At 63.5% G+C, this 26834-nt stretch carries 24 protein-coding genes and 5 pseudogenes; 20 read left to right on the forward strand and 9 right to left on the reverse strand.

What is annotated here, in order from left to right; translation table 11 throughout:
• Positions 1–11: 11 nt before the first annotated feature.
• Entirely contained in the window at positions 12–692 is a 681-nt protein-coding gene (gene aat / locus RX329_RS24740) for a leucyl/phenylalanyl-tRNA--protein transferase (RefSeq protein WP_026232743.1), read from the forward strand.
• A gap of 33 nt (positions 693–725) precedes the next feature.
• Here aat and RX329_RS24745 read toward each other — a convergent pair.
• Positions 726–1774 (reverse strand): annotated as a pseudogene (locus tag RX329_RS24745) (DUF2155 domain-containing protein).
• Between the two features lie 201 nt (positions 1775–1975).
• Here RX329_RS24745 and RX329_RS24750 point away from each other — a divergent pair.
• The 5 genes and pseudogenes from RX329_RS24750 to RX329_RS24770 all read left to right on the forward strand — a co-directional run.
• Positions 1976–2332 (forward strand): annotated as a pseudogene (locus RX329_RS24750) (alpha/beta hydrolase fold domain-containing protein); the annotation flags it as partial.
• Positions 2333–2395: 63 nt separating this feature from the next.
• Positions 2396–2548 (forward strand): annotated as a pseudogene (locus RX329_RS24755) (transposase); the annotation flags it as partial.
• Positions 2515–3582: an IS3 family transposase gene (locus RX329_RS24760; protein ID WP_317244276.1), complete on the forward strand. Its 1068-nt coding sequence runs from the start codon at positions 2515–2517 to the stop codon at positions 3580–3582. The pseudogene RX329_RS24755 and the gene RX329_RS24760, both read left to right, overlap by 34 nt.
• 19 nt (positions 3583–3601) lie before the next feature.
• A pseudogene (locus RX329_RS24765) lies at positions 3602–4195 on the forward strand (alpha/beta hydrolase); the annotation flags it as partial.
• Positions 4196–4208: 13 nt separating this feature from the next.
• Complete coding sequence (locus RX329_RS24770) at positions 4209–5225, forward strand: Na+-dependent transporter (RefSeq protein WP_085353529.1); 1017 nt, start codon at positions 4209–4211, stop codon at positions 5223–5225.
• A 79-nt stretch (positions 5226–5304) separates the two neighbouring features.
• On the opposite strand, the gene RX329_RS24775 is transcribed toward RX329_RS24770, so the two are convergent.
• Both RX329_RS24775 and RX329_RS24780 read right to left on the reverse strand, forming a co-directional pair.
• Positions 5305–5481 carry a hypothetical protein gene (locus RX329_RS24775; protein WP_018454491.1) on the reverse strand — a complete coding sequence of 59 codons (177 nt, stop codon included), beginning with the start codon at positions 5479–5481 and terminating at the stop codon, positions 5305–5307.
• Between the two features lie 182 nt (positions 5482–5663).
• The gene (locus RX329_RS24780; protein ID WP_085353593.1) at positions 5664–6605 is read right to left on the reverse strand and encodes a GlxA family transcriptional regulator; all 942 of its coding nucleotides are present in this window, start codon (positions 6603–6605) and stop codon (positions 5664–5666) included.
• A gap of 91 nt (positions 6606–6696) precedes the next feature.
• Between RX329_RS24780 and RX329_RS24785 the strand changes: the two genes are divergently transcribed.
• Positions 6697–7383: a DJ-1/PfpI family protein gene (locus tag RX329_RS24785; protein ID WP_085353530.1), complete on the forward strand. Its 687-nt coding sequence runs from the start codon at positions 6697–6699 to the stop codon at positions 7381–7383.
• Between the two features lie 421 nt (positions 7384–7804).
• Here RX329_RS24785 and RX329_RS24790 read toward each other — a convergent pair whose 3' ends face one another.
• Positions 7805–8212: an NADH:ubiquinone oxidoreductase subunit NDUFA12 gene (locus RX329_RS24790; protein WP_026232746.1), complete on the reverse strand. Its 408-nt coding sequence runs from the start codon at positions 8210–8212 to the stop codon at positions 7805–7807.
• 246 nt (positions 8213–8458) lie between these two features.
• Between RX329_RS24790 and RX329_RS24795 the strand changes: the two genes are divergently transcribed.
• From RX329_RS24795 to RX329_RS24805, 3 genes are all read left to right on the forward strand, one after another.
• The gene (locus RX329_RS24795) at positions 8459–9160 is read left to right on the forward strand and encodes a BA14K family protein (protein ID WP_085353531.1); all 702 of its coding nucleotides are present in this window, start codon (positions 8459–8461) and stop codon (positions 9158–9160) included.
• Positions 9161–9400: 240 nt separating this feature from the next.
• Positions 9401–9823, forward strand: a complete 423-nt coding sequence (locus tag RX329_RS24800) for a response regulator (protein WP_085353532.1) — start codon at positions 9401–9403, stop codon at positions 9821–9823.
• On the forward strand, positions 9820–12072 hold the full coding sequence (locus tag RX329_RS24805) for a CHASE3 domain-containing protein (protein ID WP_085353533.1): 2253 nt from the start codon (positions 9820–9822) through the stop codon (positions 12070–12072). Before RX329_RS24800 ends, RX329_RS24805 begins: the two co-directional genes overlap by 4 nt.
• On the opposite strand, the gene RX329_RS24810 is transcribed toward RX329_RS24805, so the two are convergent.
• Positions 12069–12992, reverse strand: coding sequence for an arginase family protein (locus RX329_RS24810; protein ID WP_317244427.1), 924 nt, complete (start codon positions 12990–12992; stop codon positions 12069–12071). The genes RX329_RS24805 and RX329_RS24810 overlap by 4 nt on opposite strands.
• Positions 12993–13327: 335 nt before the next feature.
• Here RX329_RS24810 and RX329_RS24815 point away from each other — a divergent pair, with 335 nt between their 5' ends.
• Both RX329_RS24815 and RX329_RS24820 read left to right on the forward strand, forming a co-directional pair.
• Positions 13328–13555 (forward strand): hypothetical protein, encoded by a 228-nt coding sequence (locus tag RX329_RS24815; RefSeq protein ID WP_085353535.1) that lies wholly within the window; start codon positions 13328–13330, stop codon positions 13553–13555.
• Between the two features lie 314 nt (positions 13556–13869).
• Entirely contained in the window at positions 13870–14187 is a 318-nt protein-coding gene (locus tag RX329_RS24820) for a hypothetical protein (RefSeq protein WP_240543135.1), read from the forward strand.
• A 178-nt stretch (positions 14188–14365) separates the two neighbouring features.
• Here RX329_RS24820 and RX329_RS42030 read toward each other — a convergent pair.
• Positions 14366–14829 (reverse strand): annotated as a pseudogene (locus RX329_RS42030) (GrpB family protein).
• A gap of 358 nt (positions 14830–15187) precedes the next feature.
• Between RX329_RS42030 and RX329_RS24825 the strand changes: the two are divergent.
• The gene (locus tag RX329_RS24825) at positions 15188–16651 is read left to right on the forward strand and encodes an adenylate/guanylate cyclase domain-containing protein (protein WP_085353537.1); all 1464 of its coding nucleotides are present in this window, start codon (positions 15188–15190) and stop codon (positions 16649–16651) included.
• Positions 16652–16857: 206 nt separating this feature from the next.
• Here RX329_RS24825 and RX329_RS24830 read toward each other — a convergent pair whose 3' ends face one another.
• A complete protein-coding gene (locus tag RX329_RS24830; RefSeq protein WP_317244428.1) occupies positions 16858–17244 on the reverse strand; it encodes a nuclear transport factor 2 family protein in 387 nt (128 codons plus the stop codon).
• A gap of 130 nt (positions 17245–17374) precedes the next feature.
• Here RX329_RS24830 and RX329_RS24835 point away from each other — a divergent pair, with 130 nt between their 5' ends.
• Positions 17375–17944: a bifunctional transcriptional activator/DNA repair enzyme AdaA gene (locus tag RX329_RS24835; RefSeq protein WP_085353539.1), complete on the forward strand. Its 570-nt coding sequence runs from the start codon at positions 17375–17377 to the stop codon at positions 17942–17944.
• Positions 17945–18701: 757 nt separating this feature from the next.
• Positions 18702–19253: a hypothetical protein gene (locus RX329_RS24840; protein ID WP_085362185.1), complete on the forward strand. Its 552-nt coding sequence runs from the start codon at positions 18702–18704 to the stop codon at positions 19251–19253.
• Positions 19254–19262: 9 nt separating this feature from the next.
• Here the strand turns inward: RX329_RS24840 and RX329_RS24845 are convergent, their stop codons facing one another.
• The gene (locus RX329_RS24845; protein ID WP_085353541.1) at positions 19263–20159 is read right to left on the reverse strand and encodes a DMT family transporter; all 897 of its coding nucleotides are present in this window, start codon (positions 20157–20159) and stop codon (positions 19263–19265) included.
• A gap of 504 nt (positions 20160–20663) precedes the next feature.
• Here RX329_RS24845 and RX329_RS24850 point away from each other — a divergent pair.
• From RX329_RS24850 to RX329_RS24870, 5 genes are all read left to right on the forward strand, one after another.
• Entirely contained in the window at positions 20664–20858 is a 195-nt protein-coding gene (locus RX329_RS24850; protein ID WP_026232747.1) for a hypothetical protein, read from the forward strand.
• 61 nt (positions 20859–20919) lie between these two features.
• Positions 20920–24684, forward strand: a complete 3765-nt coding sequence (locus RX329_RS24855; protein ID WP_085353542.1) for a vitamin B12-dependent ribonucleotide reductase — start codon at positions 20920–20922, stop codon at positions 24682–24684.
• A gap of 159 nt (positions 24685–24843) precedes the next feature.
• Positions 24844–24960, forward strand: a complete 117-nt coding sequence (locus RX329_RS24860) for a DUF4160 domain-containing protein (protein WP_240543391.1) — start codon at positions 24844–24846, stop codon at positions 24958–24960.
• A complete protein-coding gene (locus RX329_RS24865; protein WP_085353543.1) occupies positions 24941–25189 on the forward strand; it encodes a DUF2442 domain-containing protein in 249 nt (82 codons plus the stop codon). Before RX329_RS24860 ends, RX329_RS24865 begins: the two co-directional genes overlap by 20 nt.
• Before the next feature lie 291 nt (positions 25190–25480).
• Entirely contained in the window at positions 25481–25996 is a 516-nt protein-coding gene (locus RX329_RS24870) for a ParB N-terminal domain-containing protein (protein ID WP_085353544.1), read from the forward strand.
• A 142-nt stretch (positions 25997–26138) separates the two neighbouring features.
• Here the strand turns inward: RX329_RS24870 and RX329_RS24875 are convergent, their stop codons facing one another.
• On the reverse strand, positions 26139–26645 hold the full coding sequence (locus tag RX329_RS24875) for a hypothetical protein (protein WP_026232748.1): 507 nt from the start codon (positions 26643–26645) through the stop codon (positions 26139–26141).
• Positions 26646–26834 lie beyond the last annotated feature (189 nt).

A 26834-nucleotide genomic window follows, 5' to 3' on the forward strand; every position in this document is an offset into this window, starting at 1 on the left:
TATGGCGCGCCATGACTTCGCGCGACTCTGCCCCGTCTGAAATCACGCCAGCCGTGCTGCTGCGCGCCTATGCCTGCGGCATCTTTCCGATGGCTGAAAGCGCCGATGATCCGACCCTGTTCTGGGTCGAGCCGGAGTTGCGCGGGGTCATCCCGCTCGACGGATTTCGCGTGGCCTCGCGGCTCGCGCGCACCGTGCGTTCGGATTCATTCCGCGTCACCGTTAATACCGCCTTCAAGGCCACGATCGCCGGCTGCGCCGCACCCCAAGCCGGGCGCGAGGACACCTGGATCAACAAGCGCATCCGCGACCTCTATGGCGGGCTGTACGAGCTCGGCCATTGCCACAGCGTCGAGGCCTGGCAGGGCGAGGACCTCGTCGGCGGCCTTTACGGCGTCAGCCTGGGCCGGGCTTTTTTCGGCGAAAGCATGTTCCACACCGCACGCGATGCCTCCAAGGTCGCATTGGTGCATCTGGTCGCGCGGCTCATCCATGGCGGCTTCGAGCTGCTCGACACCCAATATGTCACCGAACACCTGAAGAGTTTTGGCGCGGCCGAGATTTCGCGGCGGCGCTACACCGCGCTGCTCGACAAGGCGCTCGCGGGCGAGCCTGGCGATTTCCTGAGGCTCTCGGCCGGCGAAGCGATCCCGGGCGCGCGCGCGCTCGAGATCATCGCCGCGCGGCAATAACCGGATTATCGACCAAACCCCGCGGGATTTGGCCTAGCGGCCAAACCCGGGGAAACCGAACAGACCCGGCCGCTGCTCGGGCGGCGGAGGAGGTGGCGGCGGTGCCGGCTGCTGCTGCTGGATCGGCGGTAACGGCTGCGGCGGACGCTGCTGCACCTGCTTGGGCGCGGCCTTCTTCTGCGCGGGCGGCGGCGGTGCCGGCTTGGTGCCGGGATCCGGTGCCGCGGTCGCAATCGTTTGCTGCGGCTCTTTGCAGTCGGTGAGCCAGATATCGTAGATCGGGTGCTCGACGCCGTGCAGGCCCGGACTTGCCGCGTACATCCAGCCCGAGAAGATGCGCTTCACCTCACCCTGCAAGGTGATCTCGTCGACCTCGACGAAGGCGTCGGTGTTGGCGGCCTCGGTCGCCGGCCGCGTGTAGCAGGCGTCGGTTTTGACGCGCAGCGCCCCGAATTGCACGGTCTCGCCGATCTCCTCGTCGAAGTTGATGATGCGCCCGGTGATCTTGTCGAGGCCGGAGAAGGTCGCTTTCTTGTTCACGATCTTCTGGGCCGGCGGCTCGGTGACGACTTCGTCGCCCGGCTGAAGGCTCGCCGGCGTCTGCGGGACAGCGCCGCCCGGTCCGCCCTTCTGCTGTGGCTGGCGCTGACCGGGCGCACCCGGGGCGCCTTGCGGATTGGGCGGAGCGACCGCGACGGGCGGCGGCTGGTTTGGCGGAGCGGCGCTAGAACCGGGCGGCGGCGCCAGAGGTTGGGTCTCGACCGGCCCCGGCATCACATTGCCCTGCCGGCCCGGCGGTGGCGCCATCGGACGTGACGGCAGCACACGGCCCTGCGGCGGCAGCTCCGGCACCTCTTCGTCGTCATCGGGGATCTGCGGCTGCGGCTGGGGCTGGCCACGCGGAATGGTGCCGGGCGGCCGCAGCGGCGGCGGATCGGAGAAGATCGTGCCGATCTGCGCCTGCGCCGGCGTCGCAGCCGTCAGTGCGGTGGCGGCCAGAAGCGCCGCAAGACCTGTCAGGGTAAATGTTCGAAACATATCTCGCGCGGCTTCAACAGCGAATCGGGCTTGCTGGAGGACATTCTACAGGGGCTACCGCCGCTCGCAGGCCATCCGGTTAACACGGCGAATACGGCGGGGGAAGGGCGGCATCCCTGCCCTTCCCGGCCCGGTCTGGCCAGATCGGCCCCCGGATGGAATAGTCGAGCACGCTTCCGGCGGCCGAGGCGGCCCGCCCCCGAAAAGAACTCCAACGATAACTGGAAACCCAGAGGTCGCTCCCCATGCCCGTTGTGCTCGATCCCGATGCCGCCGCCGTCTACAAGGCCTTCCAGGAGGCCGGCCGGCCCGCCTACGAGACCCTGACCGCGCCGGAAGCGCGGGCCTATTACGCGCAGGCGCGCTTTGCGACCAATCCCGAGCCACCTGACCTCGCGCGCGTCACGCCGCTGTCGATCCCGGCACCGCACGGCGCCATTCCCGCGCGCCTCTATGTTCCGAAAGAGCCGCGCCGGTATGATGGCTTGTCCCCGGCGCTGGTGTTCTTCCACGGCGGCGGCTGGGTGATCGGCGATCTCGACTCCCATGACGTCGTCTGCCGCCAGCTCGCCGACGCCGGCGCGCTGATCGTGATCTCGGTGTGACCTGCCCCTGCCGATTTCCTCCGGTTGAAGTTAGAGTCCGGCCCTCTGAAGGACGGACAGATGAAGCGAGCCAAGTTTACGGAAGAGCAGATTATTGGCGTGCTGCTTGAGCATGAGGCAGGTGCGAAGACTGCCGATTTGGCGCGGAAGCATGGCGTCTCTGAAGCGACGCTGTACAATTGGAAGGCGAAGTTCGGCGGAATGGACGTCTCCGAGGCCAAGCGGTTGCGGCAACTCGAGGACGAGAACGCCAAGCTGAAGAAGCTGCTGGCCGAGCAGATGCTGGATGCTGCGGCGCTACGCGAGCTTTTGTCAAAAAAATGGTAGGGCCCGTCGCCAAGCGCGAAGCCGTCGCGCACCTGCAGGCCGCCATGGGTCTGTCGGAGCGGCGGGCCTGCAGCATCGTCGGCGCTGACCGCAAGATGGTTCGCTACCGATCGTGCCGACCGCCGGACACCGAACTACGCGGCCACTTGCGCGAGCTTGCCAATGCCCGTCGGCGGTTCGGCTACCGCCGGCTGTTCGTGCTGCTTCGCCAGCAGGGCGAGCCGTCCGGGCGGAACCGGATCTACCGTCTGTATCGAGAGGAAGGCCTCAGCGTGCGCAAGCGCCGGGCCCGCCGCCGCGCCGTCGGCACCCGAGCGCCGATACTGGTCGAGGCTCGGCCGAACGCCCGGTGGTCGCTGGATTTTGTCCACGACCAGTTCGCCAGCGGCCGTCGCTTCCGGGTCCTGAATATCGTCGATGACGTGACCCGGGAATGTCTGGCGGCCATCCCCGACACCTCGATCCCGGGGCGGCGGGTGGCACGCGAACTGACGGCGCTGATCAATCAGCGCGGCAAGCCGGGCATGATCGTCTCCGACAACGGCACCGAGTTCACCTGCAATGCCATGCTGGCCTGGTCGGCGGAGAACAAGATCGACTGGCATTTCATTGCGCCGGGCAAGCCGACGCAGAACGGTTTCTGTGAAAGCTTCAACGGCCGGATGCGGGACGAGCTTCTCAACGAAACCTTGTTCTTCGGCCTCGATCACGCCCGCGCCAAGATTGCGGATTGGGTCGGCGACTACAACGGCCAACGCCCGCATTCCTCGCTCGGCTATCTGACCCCTGCGGCCTATGCCGCCTACCTCACCGCAACGTGCGATCGGCTCCGCAACCCCGACCAGCTCCGCCAATCGCACGTTGCTCACACCGCGCCAAACGGCGTAACATCCGCCGAGACTCTAACCGCTACTGGGTGAAACTTCAGGGGCAGGTCAGGTGGACTACCGCCTCGCGCCCGAGCACAAATTTCCCGCCGCCATCGATGACGCGATCGCCGCGACCAAATGGGTCGCCGCCAACGCGCGCGAACTCGGCATCGACGCCTCCCGGCTTTCGATCGGCGGCGACAGCGCCGGCGGCAATCTCGCCGCAGTCGTCGCGCTCGCCGCGCGCGACGGCGACGGTCCGGCCATCGCGGGCCAGTTGCTGATCTACCCGGCAACCGATTTCGCCATGACGCACGGCTCTCACCGCGAACCCGAGACGAGCGTGCTGCTGACGCATTCGGTGATCCGCTGGTTCCGCGACCATTATCTCAACGGCGCCGCCGATATCCACGACTGGCGCGCCTCGCCGGCACGGGCGACAAACCTGGCCGGCCTGCCGCCGGCCTATGTGCTGACCGCCGGTGCCGATCCCCTGCGCGACGAAGGCGACGAATATGCCGAGCGGCTGAGGCAGGCCGGCGTGGCCGTGGCCTACAAGCACTATCCCGGCCAGTTCCACGGCTTTCTCACGATGGGGAAATTGCTGCGAGAGGCCAATGTCGCCGTAAGCGAGATCGGCGCGTGGCTGAAAGGATTGGCCTGAAACGCCATTCCCGATGCCGCCTGTTCTTCAAAGCATATTCGCCCTCCCCCTGCGCGGTCTGACATGGCTTGGCGGCCAGGGCACCCGCGCGGTGGCCGCCGTCGTGTTCATCGCGCTCGCGGTGCCGCCGCTCGGGGCGTTGCTGCGCCCCTACGTCACCGAGGCGATCTTCGTTCTGCTCTGCATCTCCTTCATGCGGGTCGACCTTGCCGCGCTCACCGGCCATCTGCGCCGGCCGGCGCTGGTCGCGACCGCGACCGTCTGGACCATGATCGGCGTGCCTGTGATCATCGGGCTGATCGTCCATGTCACCGGGCTCACGGCGCGCGCGCCCGACCTTGCCCTGGCGTTGATGCTGCAGAGCATGGCCTCGCCGATGATGGCCGCACCGGCGCTGGCCGCGCTGATGGGCCTCGACGCCACGCTGGTGCTGGTCACGCTGGTGAGCGCGACGGCGCTGGTACCGTTCACGGCATCGCTGTTCGCAAGCCTGTTCCTCGACGGCATGCTCAGCATCTCGCCGCCTGCGCTGGGCTTGAAGCTGCTCGGCATCCTCGCCGCATCGCTGCTGGCGGCCACCGTGATCCGACAGATCTTCGGCGCGGCCGCGATCCAGCGCCACAGGCAGCCGATCGACGGCTTCAACATCGTCATCCTGCTGGTCTTCGCGACCGCAATCATGGGCGACGTCGCGAGCGATCTCGTCGCCCGGCCGGTCTCCACCATCGGCTTCGCGGCTCTCGCCTTCGCGATCTATTTCACGCTGCTCGCCGTGACCACGCTGCTGTTCCGCCGCATCGGCTATGAGCGCGCGCTGGCGCTCGGGCTGATGGTGTCACAGCGCAATCTGGGCCTGATGCTCGCCGCGACCGCCGGCGCGCTGCCGCCCACCACCTGGCTCTATTTCGCGATGACGCAGTTTCCCATTCACCTGGCGCCCTACATGCTGATGCCGATCGCGCGGCGCTTGACGGCGCGCGCGCAGGCCTCGGGCGCTGCGGCGACCGGCGGCAAGGCCGCATCGGGCTGAACCAATCCGCAAGCCTTGCCAACACGCAAGTCATGTCCGCTCTGCCATCGCGAGGCCGCTGGTGACCCAGCGAATGTCGTCACGCAGCGCGCCAATGTCCCTTGTGAATATCAAACTTCACGGCGCCTTCGTCACGCATCTTCAACAGGAGCGATTGGCAGTCGTCCTGATTCTTGATGTTCACGCGCTTCATGACTTCGAAGGTCTTCAGAGGTTTTTCGCGAAGGGCAATCAGAATCTTTTCTCGATCGGTCATTGGGGTTCCTTGCATCGGATCGGCGACGGTACGTGTTGTACACATCGTCTACAACGGGTGCATTCGCTTGACGAGGTCCGTTCCGGGTCCAAAGGGCGAAATGCCGCGCAATATGCAAGTCTGCTCAAATATCCAAGTGTGCTCACCCGCTCAAGCGGGCTCTCCAACTCGATCAATTCTCCCTACCCGGCCCTTGCCGCGCGCCGCAGCGCTTGCGGCGGCTGGCCGAAGGCGCGAATGAAGGCGCGCCGCATGCGCTCGGGATCGCGGAAACCGGTCGTCTCCGCGACGAGTTCGATCGCCTCGCGCGAGGACTGCACGCGCTCGCGCGCGACCTCGATGCGCAAGCGCTCGATGGCCTTCGAAGGCGTCGTGCCGGTCTCGGCGGCAAAGGCGCGGGCAAAATGCCGCGCGCTCATGCCGGCGCGGTCGGCGAGATCTTCGACAGTCAAGCGAGCGTCGAGGTTCTCGCGCGCCCAGGACAGCAGCGCGCCGAAGCGGCCGTTCGGCGTCTTCAATTCCAGAAGTGACGAGAATTGCGACTGGCCGCCGCTGCGGCGATGATACAGCACGAGCTGCCGCGCCGTGTCCTGCGCGATCTGCTCACCGTGATCCTCCGTCACCATCGCGAGCGCAAGGTCGATGCCGGCCGTGATGCCGGCCGACGTCCACACATTGCCGTCGCGGGTGAAAATCTGGTCCGGCTCGAACTTCACCTTGGGATAGCGCGCGACGAAATCCCGCGTGCGTCCCCAATGCGTGGTGGCGCGGCGGCCGTCGAGCAGGCCTGCTTCGGCGAGCACATAGGCGCCCGAGCAGACGCTCGCGACCCGCATGCCGCGCCGCGCCAGCCGCTGCACGAAGGCGCGCGTGACCTCGCAGCGCGCGGCATCCGTCACGCCCGCGCCTCCCGCCACGACCAGCGTCGTGATCGCATTGGCCGACTTGAAGTCGCGCGCCATCATCTCCACGCCCGACGAGCTGCGCACCGGCCCCGCGCTCACCGCCAGCACGCGGATCCCGGTCGTCGTCTTGCCCGTGCAGCGCGCCGCGATCTCGAACACGGAGATCGGGCCGGCCGCATCGAGCAACTGGAAGTCCGGGAAGATCAGGATGCCGATCATGGTCATGTCCGAAAGCGAGGGAAATATGCCATTCTGGACGGAAAGGCATCATGAGAGGCTGCTTCCGTCAAGCTCATAATTGGAGGCTCTCATGTCGTCCCCGCTCCAGATCGGTCTCTTGGTGTTTCCGCGCGTCACCCAGCTCGATTTCACGGGCCCCTTGCAGGTGTTCTCCTCCGTGCCCGGCGCAAAACTGCATTTGATCTGGAAACGGGTCGAGCCGGTGCCGAGCGATTCCGTGCTGACGCTGACGCCGACCACGACATTCGCCGACTGCCCGCAGCTCGACGTGATCTGCGTGCCCGGCGGCGGCGGCACCAACGATCTGCTCAATGACGAGGAGGTGCTCGGTTTCCTGCGCCGGCAGGCCGAGGGTGCCAAATACGTCACCTCGGTCTGCACGGGATCGCTGGCTCTCGGCGCCGCCGGCCTCTTGAAGGGCTATCGCGCCGCCACGCATTGGAGCGCGATGGAGATGCTCGCTCAGTTCGGCGCGACGCCGACCAAGACGCGCGTCTGCGTCGACCGCAACCGCATCACCGGCGGCGGCGTCACCGCGGGAATCGATTTCGCGCTGACCCTGGTGTCGATCATGGTCGATCGCACCACCGCGGAGGCGATCCAGCTTCAGCTCGAATACAATCCGGCCCCGCCGTTCAATGCAGGCTCGCCGGATACCGCGCCGGCGGAGGTGCTGGCATTACTAAAAGAGCGCGGCGCGCAGGGTCAGGCGCGCCGGCTAGAGGCGGTGAAGCGTGCGGCCGAGCGGATGACCTAGTCTCCACTCTCGTGTCCCGGACGCGATGCATCGCGTAGCGGTGCCGCGCAGCGTCCGGGGCACGCGAAATCCAGTCGTCCCTCTATCAAAGAAAAAGGCCGCCCGGTTTCCCGAGCGGCCTTTCCTGTCTTACGGCGGCTGCACATTTCATCGGGCGATTTCGGAGCTTCCAGACCGGGGGCCTATCTCCCGATCGAGTCCTGGTCGGCGGCCGCTGCATTTCGGGACAGTCGCGAACTGTTGCCCGAACCGAACGCGATGGTCTCCCATCTCCGTAAGATGCGACCATTGAGCCGCATCGCCCGCGTGGCTGCAATGCCCGCGCAGCACTCATCCCCGCTGTTCCCGTTGTCCACAGCAAAGCGAGGCGGATGCGGGTGCATCCACCCCCACGACAAGGGTTGAGACGGGAATCGGAAGGCTAGCTCGGCGTCCAGGGCTGATAGTCGCCGGTCGCCTTCGGCCGCTTGCCGCTGGCGAGCGTCGAGCCCGCGGGACGGTAGGCGTTGGCCGTGCCGGTGAGATTGGGCTGGTGCGGCTTTTCCCATTCGCGCGGCTGGTAGTTGTCCTGCGTCGGCGGCACGTCGACGGTGTGATGCATCCAGCCGTGCCAGGACGGCGGGATACGGCTGGCCTCGGCGTAGCCGTTATAGACCACCCAGCGGCGCTCGAAGCCGAGCACCGGGTCGATCGCCCCGCCGCGGGTGCGATAATAGAGGTTGCCCTGCTCGTCCTGGCCGACCAGCTCGCCGTAGCGCTTGGTCCAGAGTTGGGTGCCAAACGTCTGGCCATTCCACCAGGTGAAAAACTTGAGGAAGAACTGTTTCATGCGGCAAGGGCCCTGCTTCGTCGGGTCCTGATGCCATCCGGACGGCGAAATGTCCAGTTCGGCGCGGGCGGCAATGCCCCGCTGCTGATGCGGTCCCCGGCACGGAACGCTGCCGCAAATCGGACGCGATCCGTTCATGCCGGATACAGCGTCGCCATGAGAACTTTTCGTCGCACGCAAACCCCCGTGATCCCAGGAACTCCGGCCCTTTCATGGGGTTTGCTTCCGGGAAAAGGAGTTTTGATCATGAAAAGTCTGAAAGTCTTGAGCACGGCTGCGGCAGTGGCATTGGTTATCCCGTTGGCGACGCCGAGCTTTGCCCAAAGTCGGGCCGCAGCGGTCGGCGGCGGCGGAGCACACTTTGGTGGCGGCGGCGGCGGAGCACACTTCGGTGGCGGCGGCGGCGGAGCACGCTTCGGTGGCGGCGGCGGCGGCGGGGCACATTTCGGTGGCGGCGGCGCCCGCATGGGCAGCGGCAACTTCGGCGGCAACTTCGGCGGCGCGCGGATCGGCGGCGGCGGCGGCAATTTCGCGGCCGGCGCAGCAGTACGTCCGGGCGGTGGCAGCTTCGCAGCGGGTACGGTGAGCCGACAGGCCTTCTCGCCGTCCTACAGCGGTACACGCAGCGTCGCGACTGCGGGCAACTGGCAGGGCGGTGGCGGCAATTGGAGTGGTCGTCACTGGCATCATCGTCACGGCGGCGGCTTTTGGCCCGGGTTCGCGGCCGGCGCTGCGATCGGCGGCCTCGGCTCGTACGCCTATTACGGCGGCGGGTATTACGACGACCCCTACTATTACGGCGACAGCTACTATGATGAACCGACAGTGGCCGTGGTCCCCGATGGCGGCGGCGACTCCGCGGCCTACTGCGCGCAGCGCTACAAGTCCTACGATCCGGCGTCCGGCACCTATCTGGGCTATGACGGCCAGCGTCATCCCTGCCCGTAACACGACCTGAAACACTTGAAGAAGAAGGCGTCGCAGCGATGCGGCGCCTTTTTCATTCAGGCGCCTCACCTGTTTCGCTCGCCTCGTATTCGTCATCGGCAAGTGTCGCGTACAATCGATGCGAGCGGACCTTTATTCACCGCACCGTGCATATCTACCCTTATCCAATCCCAAATTGACCCGACGCGCGATTCACCTGTATCAACTTGGCTGTGGGGACTTCGATGACTGGGAAGTGTCATGCCGCGCATTCTCGTGGTTGATGACGATCCGATGGTCGGCGCGACCATCGAGGTCCTCCTCCAACGTCAGGGCTTCGACGTCACGTTGACTGACGGCGGAGAAACGGGTTTGGCTGCGCTCGAAACACAGAATTTCGACGTGATGCTGGTTGACATCTTCATGCCGCATATGCGCGGCTTCGAGTCCATTCGCATCTTTCACGAGCGCGCGCCGGCGGTTCCGCTAATCGCGATGTCCGGCTACGCCTTCGCATCATCCGCCTCGCCCTCTCCCGACTTCCTCCGGATGGCGCTGGAGCTTGGCGCGACCCGCTGCCTGCGCAAGCCGTTCACGCCGGACACGCTGCTGACCACGATCCGGGAATGCATCGCCGTGCCGGGCGATGGCTCGCAGCCGAAGGACAAGAAAGAAGTCCCTTGATCCCAACGCAGCGCGTCATTCTCGGTGCTGGACTTGCCATCCTCCTGATCATCACCGCGGCCTCGATCGGCCTCGACGTCAAGTCACGGTCCGATGCGGCCTGGGTCAATCACACCGTCGAGGTGCTGAAGAAGATCTCCGACCTGCGCGTGCTGATGCGCAGTGCCGAGAGCGCCGCACGTGGCTACGAGATCTATCGCAACCCGAGCTTCAGCGAAGAATTCCAGGCGGTGCACGCCCGGATCGCACCGGCACTCGCCGATCTCAAGCGCAGCGTGCGCGACACTCCCGAACATGTCGCGCTGCTCGAGGGCACCGAGCCGCTGGCGCTGCGCCGGATCGAGATCGCCGCCGAAGTGATGCGCCTGCGCGCCGGAAACGATCAGGCCGGCATTGCAGCAGTCCAGGGCAAGGGCGAGGGCCGTGGCCTCATGGACACGGTGATGGGCAATTTCGACCATTTGAGCGCAGAGGAAGAACGATTGCTCGCGGCGCGCTCCCAGGATTCGCGCCGCACCGGAATCGTGCTGCTCGGCATCGACGTCGCCGGCGCGCTGGTGATCCTGCTGCTGGTCGTGATGATGATGCGCGAGAGCCGGCGCAGCGAGGGCGCACTCAAGAGCACGCTAATGGAGACCACGGCCGCCAAGCAGCAGCTCGAGGCCGCCGTGGCCGAGCGCACCGAGCATCTGGTCACCGCGCATGACGAGCTGCGCCTCTCGGTCAACGTGCTCCAGAGCACCTTTCACAGCATGGCGGAGGCGGTGCTGGTCATCGATGCCGAGGGCAATGTCCTTCTGTCCAATCCCGCCGCCGAGCGCATGCTGCTGCACCGGACCGGCATGAACCTGCGCAATCTGCGCGCGATGTCCACCGTGCTTCACGGCGACGGCCTCACCCCGCTCAAGCCCGACGAGCTGCCGTCGGCACGCGTGCTGCGCGGCGAGCCGTTCGAGAACATGGAGATGATCGTCCGCCCGCACAGCGGCAATGCTCCCCGTCATCTCATGATCAGCGGCCGGCCGATGCTGGACGGGAAAGGCAACGTCTCCGGCGCGGTGCTGGTCTATCACGACGCGACCACCTCGCGCGAGACCGAGCGGCAGTTGTACCAGTCGCAGAAGCTGGATGCCATCGGCAAGCTCACCGGCGGCGTCGCGCACGACTTCAACAACATGCTGACCGTGATCTCCGGCAATACCGAGACGCTGGTGGCAAGCCTGAAGCAGCAGCCCGAGCTCCAGCGTGTGGCGCGCCTGATCGACGAGGCCGCCGAACGCTGCGCCGAGCTGATCCAGCATCTGCTCGCCTTCGCGCGCAGGCAGCCGCTGCAGCCGCGCAACGTCGAGATCAACGCCGCGGTCGCGGACATCGCGAAACTCCTGCGCCCCACCCTCGGCGAGCAGATCGAGATCGAGACCGTGCTCGAACAGGGTCAGATGACCGCGCACATCGATCCGTCCCGCCTCACCAATGCCCTGCTCAACATGGCCATCAACGCCCGCGACGCCATGCCGAACGGCGGCAAGCTGCTGCTCGAGGCCCACCGCGTCGTGCTCGACCAGGCCTATGCGCAAAGCAATCCCGACGTGCGGCCCGGCCCTTACGTGATGCTCGCCGTCAGCGACACCGGCACCGGCATGCCGGCCGAGGTGCAGCAGCAGGCGTTCGAGCCGTTCTTCACCACCAAGGAGGTCGGCAAGGGAAGCGGCCTCGGCCTTTCCATGGTCTACGGCTTCGTCAAGCAATCCGGCGGCCACATCAAGATCTACAGCGAGGAAGGCCACGGCACCACGATCAAGCTCTATCTGCCGCCGGGCGAAGGCATGACCGAGCCAGTCACCTCTGCCGCACCGCCGGCCGAGGGTGGCGCCGAGACCATTTTTGTGGTCGAGGATGATCCGCTGGTGCGCAACTTCGTCACCGTGCAGCTCCAGAGCCTCGGCTACCAGACCGTCGCCGCGCCCGACGGCAAGGCCGCGCTGGAGTTGATCCGGGCCGGCCAGCCGTTCGATCTGCTGTTCACCGACGTCGTCATCCCCGGCGGCATGAGCGGACGCGACCTCGCCGACAAGGTGGCGACGATCCGCCCCGGCGTGAAGGTGCTCTACACTTCCGGCTATACCGACAACGCCATCGTCCACCACGGCAAGCTCGACGACGGCGTGATGCTGCTGACAAAACCCTACCGCCGCAACCAGCTCGCCGCGATGATCCGCAAGGCGCTCGGACACATGCCCACCGGCTAGCGTTTCTGGTTGGCGATATGTCCAATGGCGTTGCAGATGATCCGCGCTGCGCAGATCGCCCCAATATTCTGCGGATCACGCTCCGGCACCAATTCGACCAGATCAAGACCGACAATTCTGGCCTTCGAGGCGACGCCCGCGATCAGGTCTATGACGTCGAAATAGGACAAGCCGCCAGGCTGCGGCAGCAGCACGCCGGGAATGACGGACGGATCCAGGCCGTCGCAATCGATCGTGATCAGGCAGTTCGCGCTGTCCTCGATTGCACTCAGGACGGCTTGAACGCCCCGGCTTTTGACGTCTCGTGCTGTAAAAATCCTGGAGCCCCAGTTCCGCGCGCAACTGAGCTCCTGCAGGCCCGAGCCACCGATACCCCTTAAACCGACCTGCACAATGCGTTCGACCCAAGGCAACTCGCTGGCGCGCCGCATCGTGCTGGAAAACGTATGTGCTGAGCCGTCGCGCTGGTCCTTCCAATCCAGATGCGCGTCGATCTGCAGGATCGTCAGCTTGCCCGTGTCTTCGAACGCCTCGAAGAACGGTATGGGGACAGAATCATCTCCGCCGAGCAGCATGGGTACCGCGCCGGACTTCAGGATCTTCCTGGTGGCGGTCCTGATTGCATTCCGGTTTTGCTCGGGGGCCTCGGGTGACGTGGCAAGATCGCCGCCATCGACGACCCGGATTTGCTCCGGGTCGAGCAGGATTCCGTCTTGGTCGAAATCCCACCTGGCAAGGTCGGTCTGATAAACGCGCAAAGCATTGCGAATGGCCGCTGGGCCATTCGCGGCATGGCTGGTCCTGCCCTTCACATGCGGCGTGGCGTCGGCAGCTCCGAAGATGACGATGTCGGGTTCGCCTAGAGGCTGGGCAAGGTCGCACGCCGCGACGCCGAGGAATGTGTTGCGGTCGCTCGCCATAGCCGTCTCGCTGGAGGCACTCAGTCCGGCCGACAGAGCCAATCCGCAACGCCTCCGCGAGTTCCTGACCTGCTCTTGGCCTGCCGCCGAGCCGAGCGGTCGAAGCCGCTCTCGCCGAGGACGTGACCTCATAAACGTCGGCTTACCAAGGCAAAGCGGAAGCTCCCACCTTCGGCGTGGTCGGCGGCTTGTGACCACAGCGGACTCCAGCGCGTCGAGCTTCCCCTGAGGGAGTTGGCGAGTGGGCGGGCCGCTTTCTTCTGGAACGAAATTAAATTGATTTAATTCAGTTATTGTGATTTAATTTTTAGGCTTATCTCTGGACGGAGAAACGCATGCCAGATCAGGACGACCGTCGCGAGTTCTTAAGAACCTGCGGAAAGTTCGCGGCGGTGACACCTCCAGCCATCACCCTACTCCTGTCGACATCCCTTACATCGGATGCGATCGCGAAGTCGGGCGCAGGCGCGGTCCACGACGACCATCACCATCACGGCAACAACGGCTGGGGCAACGGCGGCGGAGACGGCAGCCCCAACGGCAAGGACGATAGAGGCCGCTGAGACGACGACACACGGCCTCCGGAAGGAGACACAATGCAGACCAGGCGCCGCGACGTAGATTGGCATTTCGCCAGCTTCGTTGTTTCGATGATCTGGCTCGCGATTGTTGCTGCCGCTCTTCTTGCAGTGCTCTTCCGAGGGCACCCTTGAGGAGTTATGAAGTACATTTTCATCGCGGTCGGCTGCTGGCTGCTGCTGAACCTGCTCTTCGTTGTGCTAGTCACGCCGCCGCGTAGTCGCCGGCCGCGACAGCTTGCTCGCACGATTCATGCGGTCAAGAAATTCATTATGAGCAGACGGCAGCCCCCCACCTGATGAGGGCAGTGACGCGCTGCAAAAAAAACGACAGTAAGGCTGGCTGTTTATTTCCAGCGACGCCGCACCGCAGTTCGCTGTATCGTGCCGTTCCGTTTTTTCCAACAGCGGATTTGATTGCCATGCACCACATCCAGAGTACGCATATTGCCGCGATACTGAAACTGACCGCCCAGCAGCTTGAAGCACTTCGCACCCGCCCAGAGATCCAAAAGGAATATTCCGAAATCCTCGTTTTGAGAGAGAAAATAAAATTGGCGACCGATCTGAAGAAGGCTCGCCGGCAGCTCCTTACTCGGTCCCTGCCAAGCGCCTGAAGGGAGAGAACTCCACCCGTGCCTTGCGCTGTGAGGCTCGAGCAAGGAGTTGCTCGTTGGCATTCCCGCTTGTGGACCCGAAGCGGACATCTTAGCAGCGCCGCACGGCATATCCCGTCGCTGTGGCAGCGCAAACAATACTTCCCGAATGCTGATAGCGCCTTGTCGGTTATCTCCCTCACAACCGATGTTTTGTTTTGCGAAAGCCCTCGATGTTCTTGCCAAATTCATCCGAGAGCGATTTCTTTTGGCTTCCGTACGCGGCAGCGATTTCCGGGTGTAAGCGCAAGTAGTCGCGAAACAGCAGGAATCTCTCCAGCGTGGATTGCATTGCTCCATGATGTGAAGATGGTGTGTCCAGGGTCCAGGCATCCTCTTCCGAAAAAACAGTTCACCAGGTAACCATGCTTCGTACTCGGGGATGTAGGTGTATCCGAGTTGCGCGAATGGCCTCACAAACGTGGACTTCGCGCGCAACAAGTTCGGGAGGCCGACCAAGATGTCCATAATCGGTTTGGCCGAGAGGCCGGACACAGACGTACTGCCCATGTGTTCGATCTTGAGCGCCGGACCGACCACAAATCGCAAGCGACGGCACTCCTGCTGGAAACGAACCGGCCAGTCGGGGTCATAGTCACGCACCTCGATGGCGCCCCTCCATACTTCTCCATTCTGTCCCCTCGCTGGAAGCTACCCTTCTCAAACGGCCCTGTTGGAGCAGACCACCGTTCCTGCATGTGATCGGACTCACTGCAATGCGCGGCATCTCCCGATATACGGGTCAGCTTTTGGGGCTTCAGCGACGTCGTGGGCGCACCATATTGAGGTCCATCCAGCGAGGCATGGCGGAGTAGATTTGCTCAGGTTGAGTTCTTCGCACTTTGACCCATAAGCGACATGGGTGGATTGAAAATCCTTGCAGTGCAATAGGCCGTGCGGCATCGGATGGCTCGCGAGGACCGGGCGAAGCTGATAGATTGCCATCGTCAGGAGCTGATCGATGACATCCATTGACGAGCGTCTTCTCGAAAGCAAGATGACGCAGATCGAGCAGGCCCGCACTTGGAGCCCGCGCGTAATCTCCAAGTTCGAAACGCTGATTCGCAGTGGTGACGAGGTCAGCCTGTACCGCGCCAATCCGCTGGCGTTCGCCCGTGATCGCAGTGTGGCTGAGCCGGAGTCGATCGATCTGTTTCTCCATGCCGCTCGCGCCGGGCTGGTCGACATGCATTGGGACATTCTCTGCCCCCACTCGGGTCTGGTGCTGGAAAGCTTCGGGAGGCTCCGTGCGCTCCGGAGCCATTTCGTCTGCGGGCTTTGCGATATCGAGGGTCACACCGAACTCGACGACTTCATCGAAGTGTCCTTCTCCGTCTCGCCGCAAATTCGGCACCTCGCCTTGTATGACGTCGACAATCTCTCGATCGAAGATCTGCACTGGAAGCTCAAGTTCGCCAACAGCGGACGGCTGCCCGGCGGACAGACTCGATTTGTCGATGTCTTGCGCGGTTTCGTTCGCGGAATGACTTATCTGCCGTCCGGTCTGACAACGACGCTGCAGACCGATATTGGGCCGGGCGCGGTCTCAGGCGTCAATGTCCAGACCCAGGCGGGCTTTACGCTCCCGGTCGCGCTCGATCCCACTGCCGTGCAGATGCCGAATACTCCGACGATCGTTCGTGCCACCTATGACGGGCAGCGGTTCACGCCCGCCGTTTCGGCCGTGCCGTCGGGGCCTGTGATCTTCGAGATCAGCAACACCGGCCCTAAGCGCGGTTCGCTGCTCCTGATCAACTGGCCACCTGAAATCTTGGAAATGCCAGAGAAGCCGACCCTCGAATTCGATCCCTACGTCTCGGGCGGGATGCTGCTGACGCGTCAGACGTTCCGCAAGCTCTTCCGCTCAGAGCGCGTAGATGAGGAGGAGGGCCTCGGCGTTCGGCAGGTGACGTTCCTGTTCACGGACCTGAAGGGTTCGACCGCGCTCTACGAGCGCCTCGGGGATCTTAATGCCTATGCTCTCGTCCGCGAACATTTCGCTCTCCTCGACGCAATTGCCCATCGGCATGCCGGTGCCATCGTGAAGACCATCGGCGACGCCGTCATGGCTGCGTTTTTCCGGCCGGTGGATGCCGTGGAGGCAGCGCTGCACATTCTGCGGGACATCGGAGAGTTCAACTCCAAGCACGGCCAGCCCGCCGTCGTTCTCAAAATGGGGGCACATTGCGGTCCTTCCATCGCCGTGACCCTCAACGAGAATCTCGACTATTTCGGCCAGACCGTGAATATTGCCGCGCGGGTGCAATCATTCGCCGACGCCGGCGAAATCTGTCTCACTGAAGCACTCTACACCGCGCCCGCTGTTCGCCAGCTGCTGGCGGGCCACCATGTCGAGGAGTTCGAGGCGCCGCTGCGCGGCGTCGAAGGCGAGGCGCGAGTCTACCGGGTCACCGGCCGATTGTAGCCTAGGCTCTGCGGCAGTCCGCACTAGCGTAGTGATCGAAATGTATTTCCGACATCTGGCCGCCGCGAGGCGGCTTTTCTTGGACACGGCAAGAGCAAAGGAGTCTGTTCGTGGCCCAGAGCTGACCTGCCCTGCGCAGCCGGTCGAGGACCGCTTGTGACCCAAAGCAGCCTTTAAAGCGGCTCGAAAATCATCTGCCAGCCCTTTCAAGTGTCCATGTATTCGCGAACCAGCTTGATCCGCTCGCCGGAAAGGACAAAAGCGAAGCAATAGTCATTCTCGTAGGGCTTGCCTCCAGGAAGAGTGGCTCGCATTCGCTCCTCGACGATCACAGTATCGCCATCGGCATGAATGCCCCGAAACGAGATGTCGACGTTCGAGAACAGATGATGCATTTCCGAGGCAATAAACTGTGCGATTTGGTCCGGTCCAATCATGTGGTCGGTGTGTTTGAGAGCGACCGCCGTGGCATTTCCAGCCGGTGCGATCCATTCGGCATCGGGAGTAAACAGCTCCGCGATCAACTGCGCATCACGGGTTTTAAAAGTCTTCCAGGCATTGATGACGATCTCTTTAGGATTCGTGCTGTTCATTTTTGCTTCTCCAAGTGCTCAGCGAAGTTGGACCTTCTCTATAAGAAGGGCGCACCGATATCGCTGGCCGGAATCGGACCTGATCATCTCAGGGCTATTCTTCTGGCTGCGGCCTGCGGTAAAATGAGTCATGCTCAGTTTTGAGGTATGCAACACCGCGCGCTTGCAGCGCGATCCCCGCTATGACGGCCGTTTCTACACGGCAGTGAAGACCACGGGAATCTACTGCCGCCCGGTTTGCCCGGTGAAGCAGCCGTTGACCCGTAACGTGACCTACTATCAAACTGCAGCGGCCGCCGAGGCCGCGGGGTACCGACCTTGCCTGCGTTGCCGTCCGGAGACCGCGCCCTTCTGTGCTGCCTGGAATGGCACGCGTTCGACAGTCGCGCGGGCCTTGAAATTGATCGATGGTGGCGCCTTGGATGACGCTTCGGTTGCCGCACTGGCCGATCGGCTCGGGGTAAGCTCGCGCCACCTTGCGCGTCTGTTCGAACGGTACGTCGGGGCCAGCCCCCAACAGGTCGCGAAGACCAGGCGTGTACAGAGGGCGAAGCGCCTACTTGACGAGACGACTGAACCACTGGCCCAGATCGCCTACCGAGCTGGCTTTGGCAGCGTGCGCCGGTTCAACGCCGTCTTTCGCGAACTCTATGGGCGCTCGCCCTCCAGCATTCGCCACCGCCGCAGAGTATTCGCCTGAGGTCGGGCATCCCAACGTTGGTCCGCTGTTGGACCCATTGCGGACTAACTGGTCTCGCGCGGTTGTGTTGAAGCTGCTAGACACGTGAAGTGTCGCTGTTCTTACTCTTTTTTGGACTTTCACTGCTGGGCATTGCCGGATGGGGATTTCAATCCATCGTGGCAGAGCTAGATAGGTCGTGCCTCCCCCGGACGGACGCAATTTCTCGCAAGTTTCAGGTTGAGGCGTTTATCTGGGGGGACCGCGCGCCGTTGGCGCTGAGGCGTCGGTATATCGCAACACAAGCCTGCGCGGTCCCGGCGCTCCTTTGCCTGGCGGCTCTCGTGTGGCTCAACGAGCCGCGCCGCGATGTCCGCGCTTTGGGGGTGATCGCGTTCTGTTTCGTGTCGTTTGTCGTGGCCGCTTCCTTGGCCTGGAAGACTGCCCGAAGCAGCGGCTCAAAATTATCCTGACGGAGGCAACAATGCGTGGCCTGATCTACATTTGGGGCGCGGGAATACCGCTTCTGGTCGGGCTTGAGATATATCTCGCTACGAACGCTCTCCGAAACCTCGCTCCCGGGGTAGAAAGAAAAGACGTAGTATTTCTGAGAAGGTTTGCAGATGGCGGCAGCCCTCCAGGAGGTCGCTCCCCGAAGCATGGCGGACCAGATTTGCTCAGTTGAGTTCGTATGCTGACCCGAAGCGGATGTTGTACTGTTTGCCAATGGCGAGTTGCTTTTGTCCCCCATCGGACCACGTACGATGGCGCCCGACCCATGAATGATCACCGAAAGATCAAAGTCTTTTTTGAAGTGTTGGGACGGCTCCTGTCGCGAGTTGGGTCTCAAGCGCTGGCCCGTATTGGCGCCGAGTTGGGACCTAAGGAAAAAGTCACGCTGACCAATGGGCTGTACTTCCGCGTCGAACGGTCTGGTTTGACCCTTGTGTCGGTCGGCGCTGGTGAGTGTCAATCGATGAAGCTTTCGGTCGATGAAGCAAAGCAGATATTCTCATCGATCGAGTCCGCGTGCACCAGTCGCGATGTTGTCAAGGTCCGGGCCAGAGAGCTATCTTGGACGACCGATGCTCGGCCGAAATCCAATCCTGAAAAGGTGGTTATCAGGTTCACAGGACCGCTGGGATTCACACGCACGGACGCCAGGCGTAAAGATGTTGCAGCAGCGGTCGTAGAGTTCGCCAACCGATTTGGTAGAGACAATCCCCCGCAAGGCAGGTCGGCTCTTGGCCCATCTGCGAGCTCGGAGACCTTCCGCTCTCCGGCCGATGTTGACGATGAACCGGAAGTCCAGGCGGCCAGCCGCTCATGAATATACGCCCTACCGCGTCGCCAGCACCACGGCCGCCAGCGTGAACACCAGCGCGGCGATCTGCCCTGCCCCCAGCGGCTCGTGGAGAGCGATCGCGGACGCCACGACGCCGATGACAGGCACCGCCATGGTGCCGATCGCGGCGACGGAGGCCGGCAGGCGCGCCAGTGCTGCGAACCAGCTGACATAGGCGATGCAGAACTGCACCACGGTTGAATAGACCAGGAGCCACCAGCCGACGGGCGTCACCAGCTCCAGATGCGTGGTCTCGATGGCGAGGCCGATGATCGTGATGGGCAGGCAGCCGATCCCGATCTGCCAGGCCGCGGCCGTGATCGGCGGCAGGCGGATCGGGTACTTCTTCGAAAACACCGTGCCGGCGGCGAAGCCGAGCGCGCCGCACAGCGCCATGACGATGCCCGGCAGCTTGTCCGCAGTGGCGGCAAAGCCGTTGCCGCCCATGATCGAGGCCAGGCCGGCAAAGGCCATCACCAGCGCGATGGTGCGCAACAAGGTCGGCCGCTCGCCGAGCACCGGCCAGGCGATCAGCGAGGCCCAGACCGGCATGGTGTAGGCGATCAGCGCCGCTTCGCTCGCCGGCAGCCACAGCAGTGCCAGACCCATCAGCACCATCCAGCCGGTGACGTTGAGGATCGCGGCGGTCACGAGGCGCGGCCAGATCGCGCGCGGGACGCTGAGGCTGTCAGCGCGGATCAGTGCCAGCGCCGCCAGCAGCACCGCGCCGAGCACGCCCGTCGCCCCGCGCAAGGTCAGCGGCGGCAGCTCGGAGAGCAGGAATTTCGTCACCGGCCAATTGAAACCCCAGCCCACCGAGGTGATGGCGAGGAATATCAGGCCGGCCGGGGCGATGCGCGCTCGCAGCACCGGCCGAGTCGAATCAAGCATGTGGGTAGTCCGGCAAAATCGAGGGCAGCTTGGCGCGGATTCGCGCCTCCCACCACCACCCCGGCGGGCATGCCTGCCCTCACCTTCCGTAGCCCTACGTGAGTCCCCCCGAGGCAAGCCCGCGATTCAAAAATATACCTGCCCTGTGAACAGCGGGGTGAAGCCACAGCGGCACCCCAAGATGCAAATTTTTTCGGTTGGGAATCCCTGAGGACTCACTGATACTTGGCTCAACAACAGGCGCGGGCCTGCCCCCTGTTATCCCCCATAATCCACCATATTTAGTATTTGATTCAGGAACTCGCACTAGTTCTTGACGGGCGTAACGGAGAGTCCTAGTTTTCGATCCGTTCGGCGCGAGTGTGTTTGCGTCCCGCCGGCACTCCCCCAAAGGGTCTGCAAAACAGCACTCCGCCAAGCCAGACAAGGGCAGCGGGATACGGGCTTGTCTGCCCGGCGAGAGCGGACTTTTCGGGCGCCTGAACGGGCTGGAAACAGGCCCGGATGGCAATGGTTGAAGACGTGACGTTGTGGGGCGTTGAACGCATGTCGGGCTCATCCCTTTGGGGCGGATGGGTCTGGACGTGCCGGCGGATGATCGGTGCGCGCATCGAGCAATCGCGTCGGGAGAAAACGGGCCGGGTCTACCGGCTGAGCTGCGATGCCAAGGGCCAGGCGGCCTCGAGCACCGCGAAATGAAATGATGACCCGGCACGCCTGAACGGAGGCGGTCCGGTCAAAGATAGGACGGGGCAAGACCATGCGGATTGAGCGGCGCCACACCACTTCGGGACAGTCACCTTACGCCGGCATCGATTTCCGGCTGACCACGTCGGAGATCAGGAATCCCGACGGCTCGGTCGTGTTCAAGCTCGACAATGTCGAGGTGCCGACCGCGTGGTCGCAGGTCGCCTCCGACGTCCTCGCCCAGAAGTACTTCCGCAAGGCCGGCGTTGCCGCGCGCCTGAAGAAGGTCGAGGAAGAGTCCGTCCCCTCCTTCCTGTGGCGCTCCGTGCCCGACACCGAGGCGCTCGCCCTCCTGCCCGAGAAAGAGCGCTATGTCAGCGAGCTCTCGGCCAAGCAGGTGTTCGACCGTCTCGCCGGCTGCTGGACCTATTGGGGCTGGAAGGGCAAGTACTTCTCCTCCGACGAGGACGCCCAGACCTTCTACGACGAGCTCCGCTACATGCTGACCATGCAGATGGTCGCGCCGAACTCGCCGCAATGGTTCAACACCGGTCTGCACTGGGCCTACGGCATCGACGGTCCCGGCCAGGGCCATTATTACGTCGACCCCTTTACCGGCAAGCTGACCCGGTCGAAATCCTCCTACGAGCATCCGCAGCCGCATGCCTGCTTCATCCAGGGCGTCGGTGACGACCTCGTCAACGAGGGCGGCATCATGGACCTCTGGGTCCGCGAAGCGCGCCTGTTCAAATACGGCTCCGGCACCGGCTCCAACTTCTCGCGCCTGCGCGGCGAAGGCGAACGCCTCTCCGGCGGCGGCCGCTCGTCCGGCCTGATGAGCTTCCTCAAGATCGGCGACCGCGCGGCGGGCGCGATCAAGTCGGGCGGCACCACGCGCCGCGCCGCCAAGATGGTCGTCGTCGACGTCGATCACCCCGACATCGAGACCTATATCGACTGGAAGGTGAAGGAGGAGCAGAAGGTCGCCGCTCTCGTCACCGGATCCAAGATCAACCAGAAGCACCTCAAGGCGGTGCTGAAGGCCTGCGTCAACTGCGAAGGCTCGGGCGACGATTGCTTCGACCCCGAGAAGAACCCGGCGCTGCGCCGCGAGATCAAGCTGGCGCGCCGCAGCCTCGTGCCCGACAACTACATCAAGCGGGTCATCCAATTTGCAAAACAGGGCTACAAGGACATCCAGTTCGACGTCTATGACACCGACTGGGATTCGGAAGCCTATCTCACGGTTTCGGGGCAGAACTCCAACAATTCGGTGTCGCTGAAGGACGACTTCCTGCGCGCGGTCGAGACCGACGGCGACTGGAATCTCGTCGGACGCACCACCAAGAAGATCACCAAGACCCTGAAGGCGCGCGACCTCTGGGAAAAAATCGGCTACGCCGCCTGGGCGTCGGCCGACCCGGGCCTGCACTTCAACACCACCATGAATGACTGGCACACCTGCAAGGCGTCCGGCGACATCCGCGCCTCCAATCCGTGCTCGGAATACATGTTCCTGGACGACACGGCGTGCAACCTCGCCTCCGCCAATCTGCTGACGTTCTACGACATCCCCTCCAAGCGTTTCGACGTCGAAGGCTACGAGCATCTCTGCCGGCTCTGGACCATCGTGCTCGAAATCTCGGTGATGATGGCGCAGTTCCCGTCGAAGTCGATCGCCGAGCTCTCCTACGAGTTCCGCACGCTCGGCCTCGGCTACGCCAATATCGGCGGCCTCTTGATGACCATGGGTCTGTCCTATGACAGCAAGGAAGGCCGCGCGATCGCCGGCGCGCTGACCGCGATCATGACCGGCATCACCTACAAGACGTCGGCCGAGATGGCGGCCGAGCTCGGCACTTTCCCGGGCTACAAGAAGAACGCCGCGCACATGCTGCGCGTGATCCGCAACCACCGCCGCGCCGCCCATGGCCAGTCCAACGGCTACGAGGGGCTCAGTGTCAATCCGGTGCCGATGGACTTGGTGTCCTGCCCGCAAGGAGACCTCGTCACGCATGCGCAAGCGGCCTGGGATGCGGCGCTCGACCTCGGCGAGAAGCACGGCTATCGCAACGCCCAGACCACGGTGATCGCGCCGACCGGCACGATCGGCCTCGTCATGGATTGCGACACCACCGGTATCGAGCCCGACTTCGCGCTGGTAAAATTCAAGAAGCTCGCCGGCGGCGGCTATTTCAAGATCATCAACCGCGCGGTCCCCGCCGCGCTGCGTGCGCTCGGTTATCGCGAGAGCGAGATCGCGGAGATCGAGGCCTATGCCGTCGGCCACGGCTCGCTCTCCAACGCGCCCGGCATCAACGCCTCGACGCTGAAGGCCAAGGGCTTCACGGATGAGGCCATCGCCAAGGTCGAGAAGGCGCTGCCGACCGCGTTCGACATCAAGTTCGCCTTCAACAAATGGACCTTTGGCGAAGACTTCATCCGCGACCAGCTCGGCATCGGTGCCGAGGCGATCGCGGCCCCCGGCTTCGACCTGCTCCAGGCCGTCGGCTTCACCAAACGCGAGATCGAGGCGGCCAACGTCCACATCTGCGGCGCGATGACGGTGGAAGGTGCTCCGCACCTCAAGGCCGAGCACTATCCGGTGTTCGACTGCGCCAACCCTTGCGGCAAGGTCGGCAAGCGCTATCTCTCGGTCGAGAGCCACATCCGCATGATGTCGGCGGCGCAGCCCTTCATCTCGGGTGCGATCTCCAAGACCATCAACATGCCGAACGACGCGACGGTAGAGGACTGCAAGTCCGCCTACATGCTGTCGTGGAAGCTGGCGCTCAAGGCCAACGCGCTCTATCGCGACGGCTCCAAGCTCAGCCAGCCGCTCAACTCGCAGCTCATCGCCGACGATGAGGACGAGGACGATGCGGTCGAGAGCCTCTACGACAAGCCGATGGCGGCACGCACCGCCCAGGTCTCGGAAAAGATCGTCGAGAAGCTGGTCGAGCGCATCATCGTGATGCGCGAGCGCGAGAAGATGCCGGATCGCCGCAAGGGCTACACCCAGAAGGCGGTCGTCGGCGGCCACAAGGTCTATTTGCGCACCGGCGAGTATGACGACGGCCGCATCGGCGAGATCTTCATCGACATGCACAAGGAAGGCGCGGCCCTGCGCTCCTTCATCAACAATTTCGCCATCGCGGTGTCGCTGGGTCTTCAGTACGGCGTGCCGCTCGACGAATATGTCGACGCCTTCACCTTCACCCGCTTCGAGCCGGCGGGCCCCGTGCAGGGCAACGACAGCATCAAATACGCGACCTCGATCCTCGACTACGTCTTCCGCGAATTGGCGGTGAGCTATCTCAGCCGCTTCGACCTCGCCCATGTCGATCCCAGCGAGACCGGGTTCGACGTGCTCGGCAAGGGCGTCGAGGAAGGCAAGGAGCCGGATGATCACGGCCAGCGCGCCTCCAAGCTGGTGTCGCGCGGCCTCACCCGCTCCCGCACCGACAACCTCGTGGTGATGCGCGGCGGCTCGACCGCGGTCGCGCAAGGCAATGACAGCGCACCGGCCGGCGGCTCCAAGGTCACCTCGCTCGCGTCGCACGGCGCAGGCCGTGCCGGCGACGTCCTGGAAGGCGCGGTCGCGCTGAAGCAGGAAGTGGCCCACGACCTCTCGCCCACCGAGAAGTTAGAGGCCCTGCAATGGAGCAAGGCCGGCAGCGCGCAAACCGCAGTGCCCAGCAAGGCCGAGCGCCGCGCGGAAGCCAAAGCCAAGGGCTATGAGGGCGAGATGTGCAGCGAGTGCGGCAACTTCACGCTGGTACGGAATGGCACGTGTATGAAGTGCGATACGTGCGGCAGCACGACGGGGTGTAGCTGATACCAATAGCGCAAGCCGCCCGGAGGCATTGATGCCAGTTGCATTGCGCCAGGGCGGCTTGCGTTACTACTTCTTCTCAAACGAGGGGCAGCCACCCGAGCTGCCCATATTCATGTCAAAGGCGGCGGCCGGGACGCCAAGATTTGGCTTGAGCCTGGCATATCAATAGCCGACAGTTATGGCTTCAATCCGCGGGAACTTTCGAATATCCTGCGCGTCGTGGAAGACAACCGCGAGCTTCTTCTGAAGGCCTGGCATGACCATTTCGGCAACTAGCGCTCGCTTTGACGAACACACGATGTGGGTCGAACTGTCCGATGGAAGGACACTCGGGATCCCGCTTGCGTGGTTTCCGCGCCTGCTCCATGCAACGCCAGACGAACGCAACCAGGTCGAGCTCAGCCGCGTCGGCCTGCACTGGGAAGCGCTCGACGAAGATATCTCCGTTGCCGGCCTTCTCGCGGGACGCGGCGATGTAACGCGATCCACGGAACACGCCGCCTAACTGGCCGATCCGCCCGCGGATGTCTCGCGCTGAAGCTGTGGGCAAAGCCCGAGGTCTACGAGAGCGACATGTGCTCGGTATTGCGGCGACAGAGCGTAGGATGGGTGGAGCGAAGCGATACCCATCGCCGCCAAATCCACGGAAGGCATGGGTTTCGCACGGGCTCAACCCATCCTACGAGTCATCAACACCCCGCTGCCGAAATTACCTTTGCGGTCGAGCCCTTCCCTCCTAAACTCCGACCACCGCCGGCATCGGTTCCGACGGGCCCGGTAGAAGCGGAGTCAAGTTATGCCCAAACCGGAAAGCTTCCCGATCGAGAAGATCTTCGTTCCCACGAAGCAGAAGAAAGCCATCAAGCCCGAGATCGTCGGGGAGATTGCTGAAAGTATGCTGGACATCGGACAACAGGAACCCATTTCCGTCCGGCTCGACGGAGACCGCCTCGTTCTGGTCGAGGGACTGCATCGGCTCGAAGCCTGCAAGGCGCTCGGCGAGACAACCATTATCGGTGTCATCGTCCCGGCGGAGGTCGCTCAACACAAGCCGCAGCTTGCCGAACGGCCCGAAGTCGAGGCAGAGCGCCTCAAGATGGCGCGATTGAAACAGTTGCGCCTGGAGAAGGAAGCCGCGGAGGCATCGATCGCTGGCCGGAAGGGCGTCAACGGAACGGAAGCGCCGCGCACCCGTCCGACGAAAGGCGTTCGCGACAATCCGAAGGCATCACCGAGCCGGACTGCGAAATCGACGCCGAAAACATTGTCGGACTGGATCACGCAGCAAAAGGGCCACGGCGGTCGCTATTGATTGTTGGCTCCAGCTCGTAGGATGGGTGGAGCGAAGCGATACCCATCACCGCTCGATCGGCGAGAGATGAAGGGTTTCGTAAGGGCTCAACCCATCCTACGACCTAGAGCTCAACCCAGCCTACGCGCTATCTACGCCCGCCTCACCGTATCTCGCTCATCGACACCTTGGCGGCGATCCCGCTCAACTCGGGCTGTTGCGGTGCGAACTCCTCGTTGGACGATGAGCCTAGCGAGACGTCGACCATCCTGCGCTTGACCTGTTCGCATGTCTTGCGGACGTCTTCGGTGAACAGCGCGCATTCTTCGATGCGCTTGAAGATCTTCCGACCCTCTTCACGATACTCCGCCGCCGTTTCTCGCATGAAGGCGATCGCATCATGGACCTGGGCAGTCAGCGCCTCGCATTTTTGCGCGGCGTCGATCAACTCGGTGCCCATGGCCTCGATCTCTTTTGCAGCGGACTCATAGTCCCGAACGACCGCCTCTGCACTGAGCGCGCCGACGCGCGTCACGCCCGCGGTGTGCTCGACGTAATCAGGCAGAGCAATGGAAGCAAGAGAGCTTCCCGAGCGTATCGATGCAATGTCCTCCTCGAGCTGGACCAAGTTTACTCCGTCCCGCCTGCGCAATTGTTCGACATTTGCCATTATTGATCTCCCATACGCACCCCGAACCCTTAACAGCATCGGGTTTATTACGGGGATAAGCTCCGTTCTACTCTGATGTATCCTTGACAGCCGCAGTTTTGCCGCTTTTTCCCGATTGCCCAATTGCACGCATTGATAGATTTATCGGCGTTCAACCTCTCCTGGTCGCGGCCGGCGAAGATGGCACGT

The sequence above is a fragment of the Bradyrhizobium sp. BWC-3-1 genome, assembly GCF_032917965.1.
Classification (GTDB): domain Bacteria; phylum Pseudomonadota; class Alphaproteobacteria; order Rhizobiales; family Xanthobacteraceae; genus Bradyrhizobium; species Bradyrhizobium canariense_D.

What these genes read in the sequence shown, in the direction of transcription:
- RX329_RS24790 (WP_026232746.1), bottom strand. Translation starts at nt 8,212, where the DNA reads ATGAAACAGTTCTTCCTCAAGTTTTTCACCTGGTGGAATGGCCAGACG.
- RX329_RS24770 (WP_085353529.1), top strand. Translation starts at nt 4,209, where the DNA reads ATGCCGCCTGTTCTTCAAAGCATATTCGCCCTCCCCCTGCGCGGTCTG.
- RX329_RS24775 (WP_018454491.1), bottom strand. Translation starts at nt 5,481, where the DNA reads ATGACCGATCGAGAAAAGATTCTGATTGCCCTTCGCGAAAAACCTCTG.
- RX329_RS24785 (WP_085353530.1), top strand. Translation starts at nt 6,697, where the DNA reads ATGTCGTCCCCGCTCCAGATCGGTCTCTTGGTGTTTCCGCGCGTCACC.
- RX329_RS24825 (WP_085353537.1), top strand. Translation starts at nt 15,188, where the DNA reads ATGACATCCATTGACGAGCGTCTTCTCGAAAGCAAGATGACGCAGATC.
- RX329_RS24875 (WP_026232748.1), bottom strand. Translation starts at nt 26,645, where the DNA reads ATGGCAAATGTCGAACAATTGCGCAGGCGGGACGGAGTAAACTTGGTC.
- RX329_RS24835 (WP_085353539.1), top strand. Translation starts at nt 17,375, where the DNA reads ATGCTCAGTTTTGAGGTATGCAACACCGCGCGCTTGCAGCGCGATCCC.
- RX329_RS24855 (WP_085353542.1), top strand. Translation starts at nt 20,920, where the DNA reads ATGCGGATTGAGCGGCGCCACACCACTTCGGGACAGTCACCTTACGCC.
- RX329_RS24810 (WP_317244427.1), bottom strand. Translation starts at nt 12,992, where the DNA reads ATGGCGAGCGACCGCAACACATTCCTCGGCGTCGCGGCGTGCGACCTT.
- aat (WP_026232743.1), top strand. Translation starts at nt 12, where the DNA reads ATGACTTCGCGCGACTCTGCCCCGTCTGAAATCACGCCAGCCGTGCTG.
- RX329_RS24820 (WP_240543135.1), top strand. Translation starts at nt 13,870, where the DNA reads ATGAGGGCAGTGACGCGCTGCAAAAAAAACGACAGTAAGGCTGGCTGT.
- RX329_RS24865 (WP_085353543.1), top strand. Translation starts at nt 24,941, where the DNA reads ATGACCATTTCGGCAACTAGCGCTCGCTTTGACGAACACACGATGTGG.
- RX329_RS24780 (WP_085353593.1), bottom strand. Translation starts at nt 6,605, where the DNA reads ATGATCGGCATCCTGATCTTCCCGGACTTCCAGTTGCTCGATGCGGCC.
- RX329_RS24840 (WP_085362185.1), top strand. Translation starts at nt 18,702, where the DNA reads ATGAATGATCACCGAAAGATCAAAGTCTTTTTTGAAGTGTTGGGACGG.
- RX329_RS24795 (WP_085353531.1), top strand. Translation starts at nt 8,459, where the DNA reads ATGAAAAGTCTGAAAGTCTTGAGCACGGCTGCGGCAGTGGCATTGGTT.
- RX329_RS24870 (WP_085353544.1), top strand. Translation starts at nt 25,481, where the DNA reads ATGCCCAAACCGGAAAGCTTCCCGATCGAGAAGATCTTCGTTCCCACG.
- RX329_RS24850 (WP_026232747.1), top strand. Translation starts at nt 20,664, where the DNA reads ATGGCAATGGTTGAAGACGTGACGTTGTGGGGCGTTGAACGCATGTCG.
- RX329_RS24845 (WP_085353541.1), bottom strand. Translation starts at nt 20,159, where the DNA reads ATGCTTGATTCGACTCGGCCGGTGCTGCGAGCGCGCATCGCCCCGGCC.
- RX329_RS24815 (WP_085353535.1), top strand. Translation starts at nt 13,328, where the DNA reads ATGCCAGATCAGGACGACCGTCGCGAGTTCTTAAGAACCTGCGGAAAG.
- RX329_RS24830 (WP_317244428.1), bottom strand. Translation starts at nt 17,244, where the DNA reads ATGAACAGCACGAATCCTAAAGAGATCGTCATCAATGCCTGGAAGACT.
- RX329_RS24800 (WP_085353532.1), top strand. Translation starts at nt 9,401, where the DNA reads ATGCCGCGCATTCTCGTGGTTGATGACGATCCGATGGTCGGCGCGACC.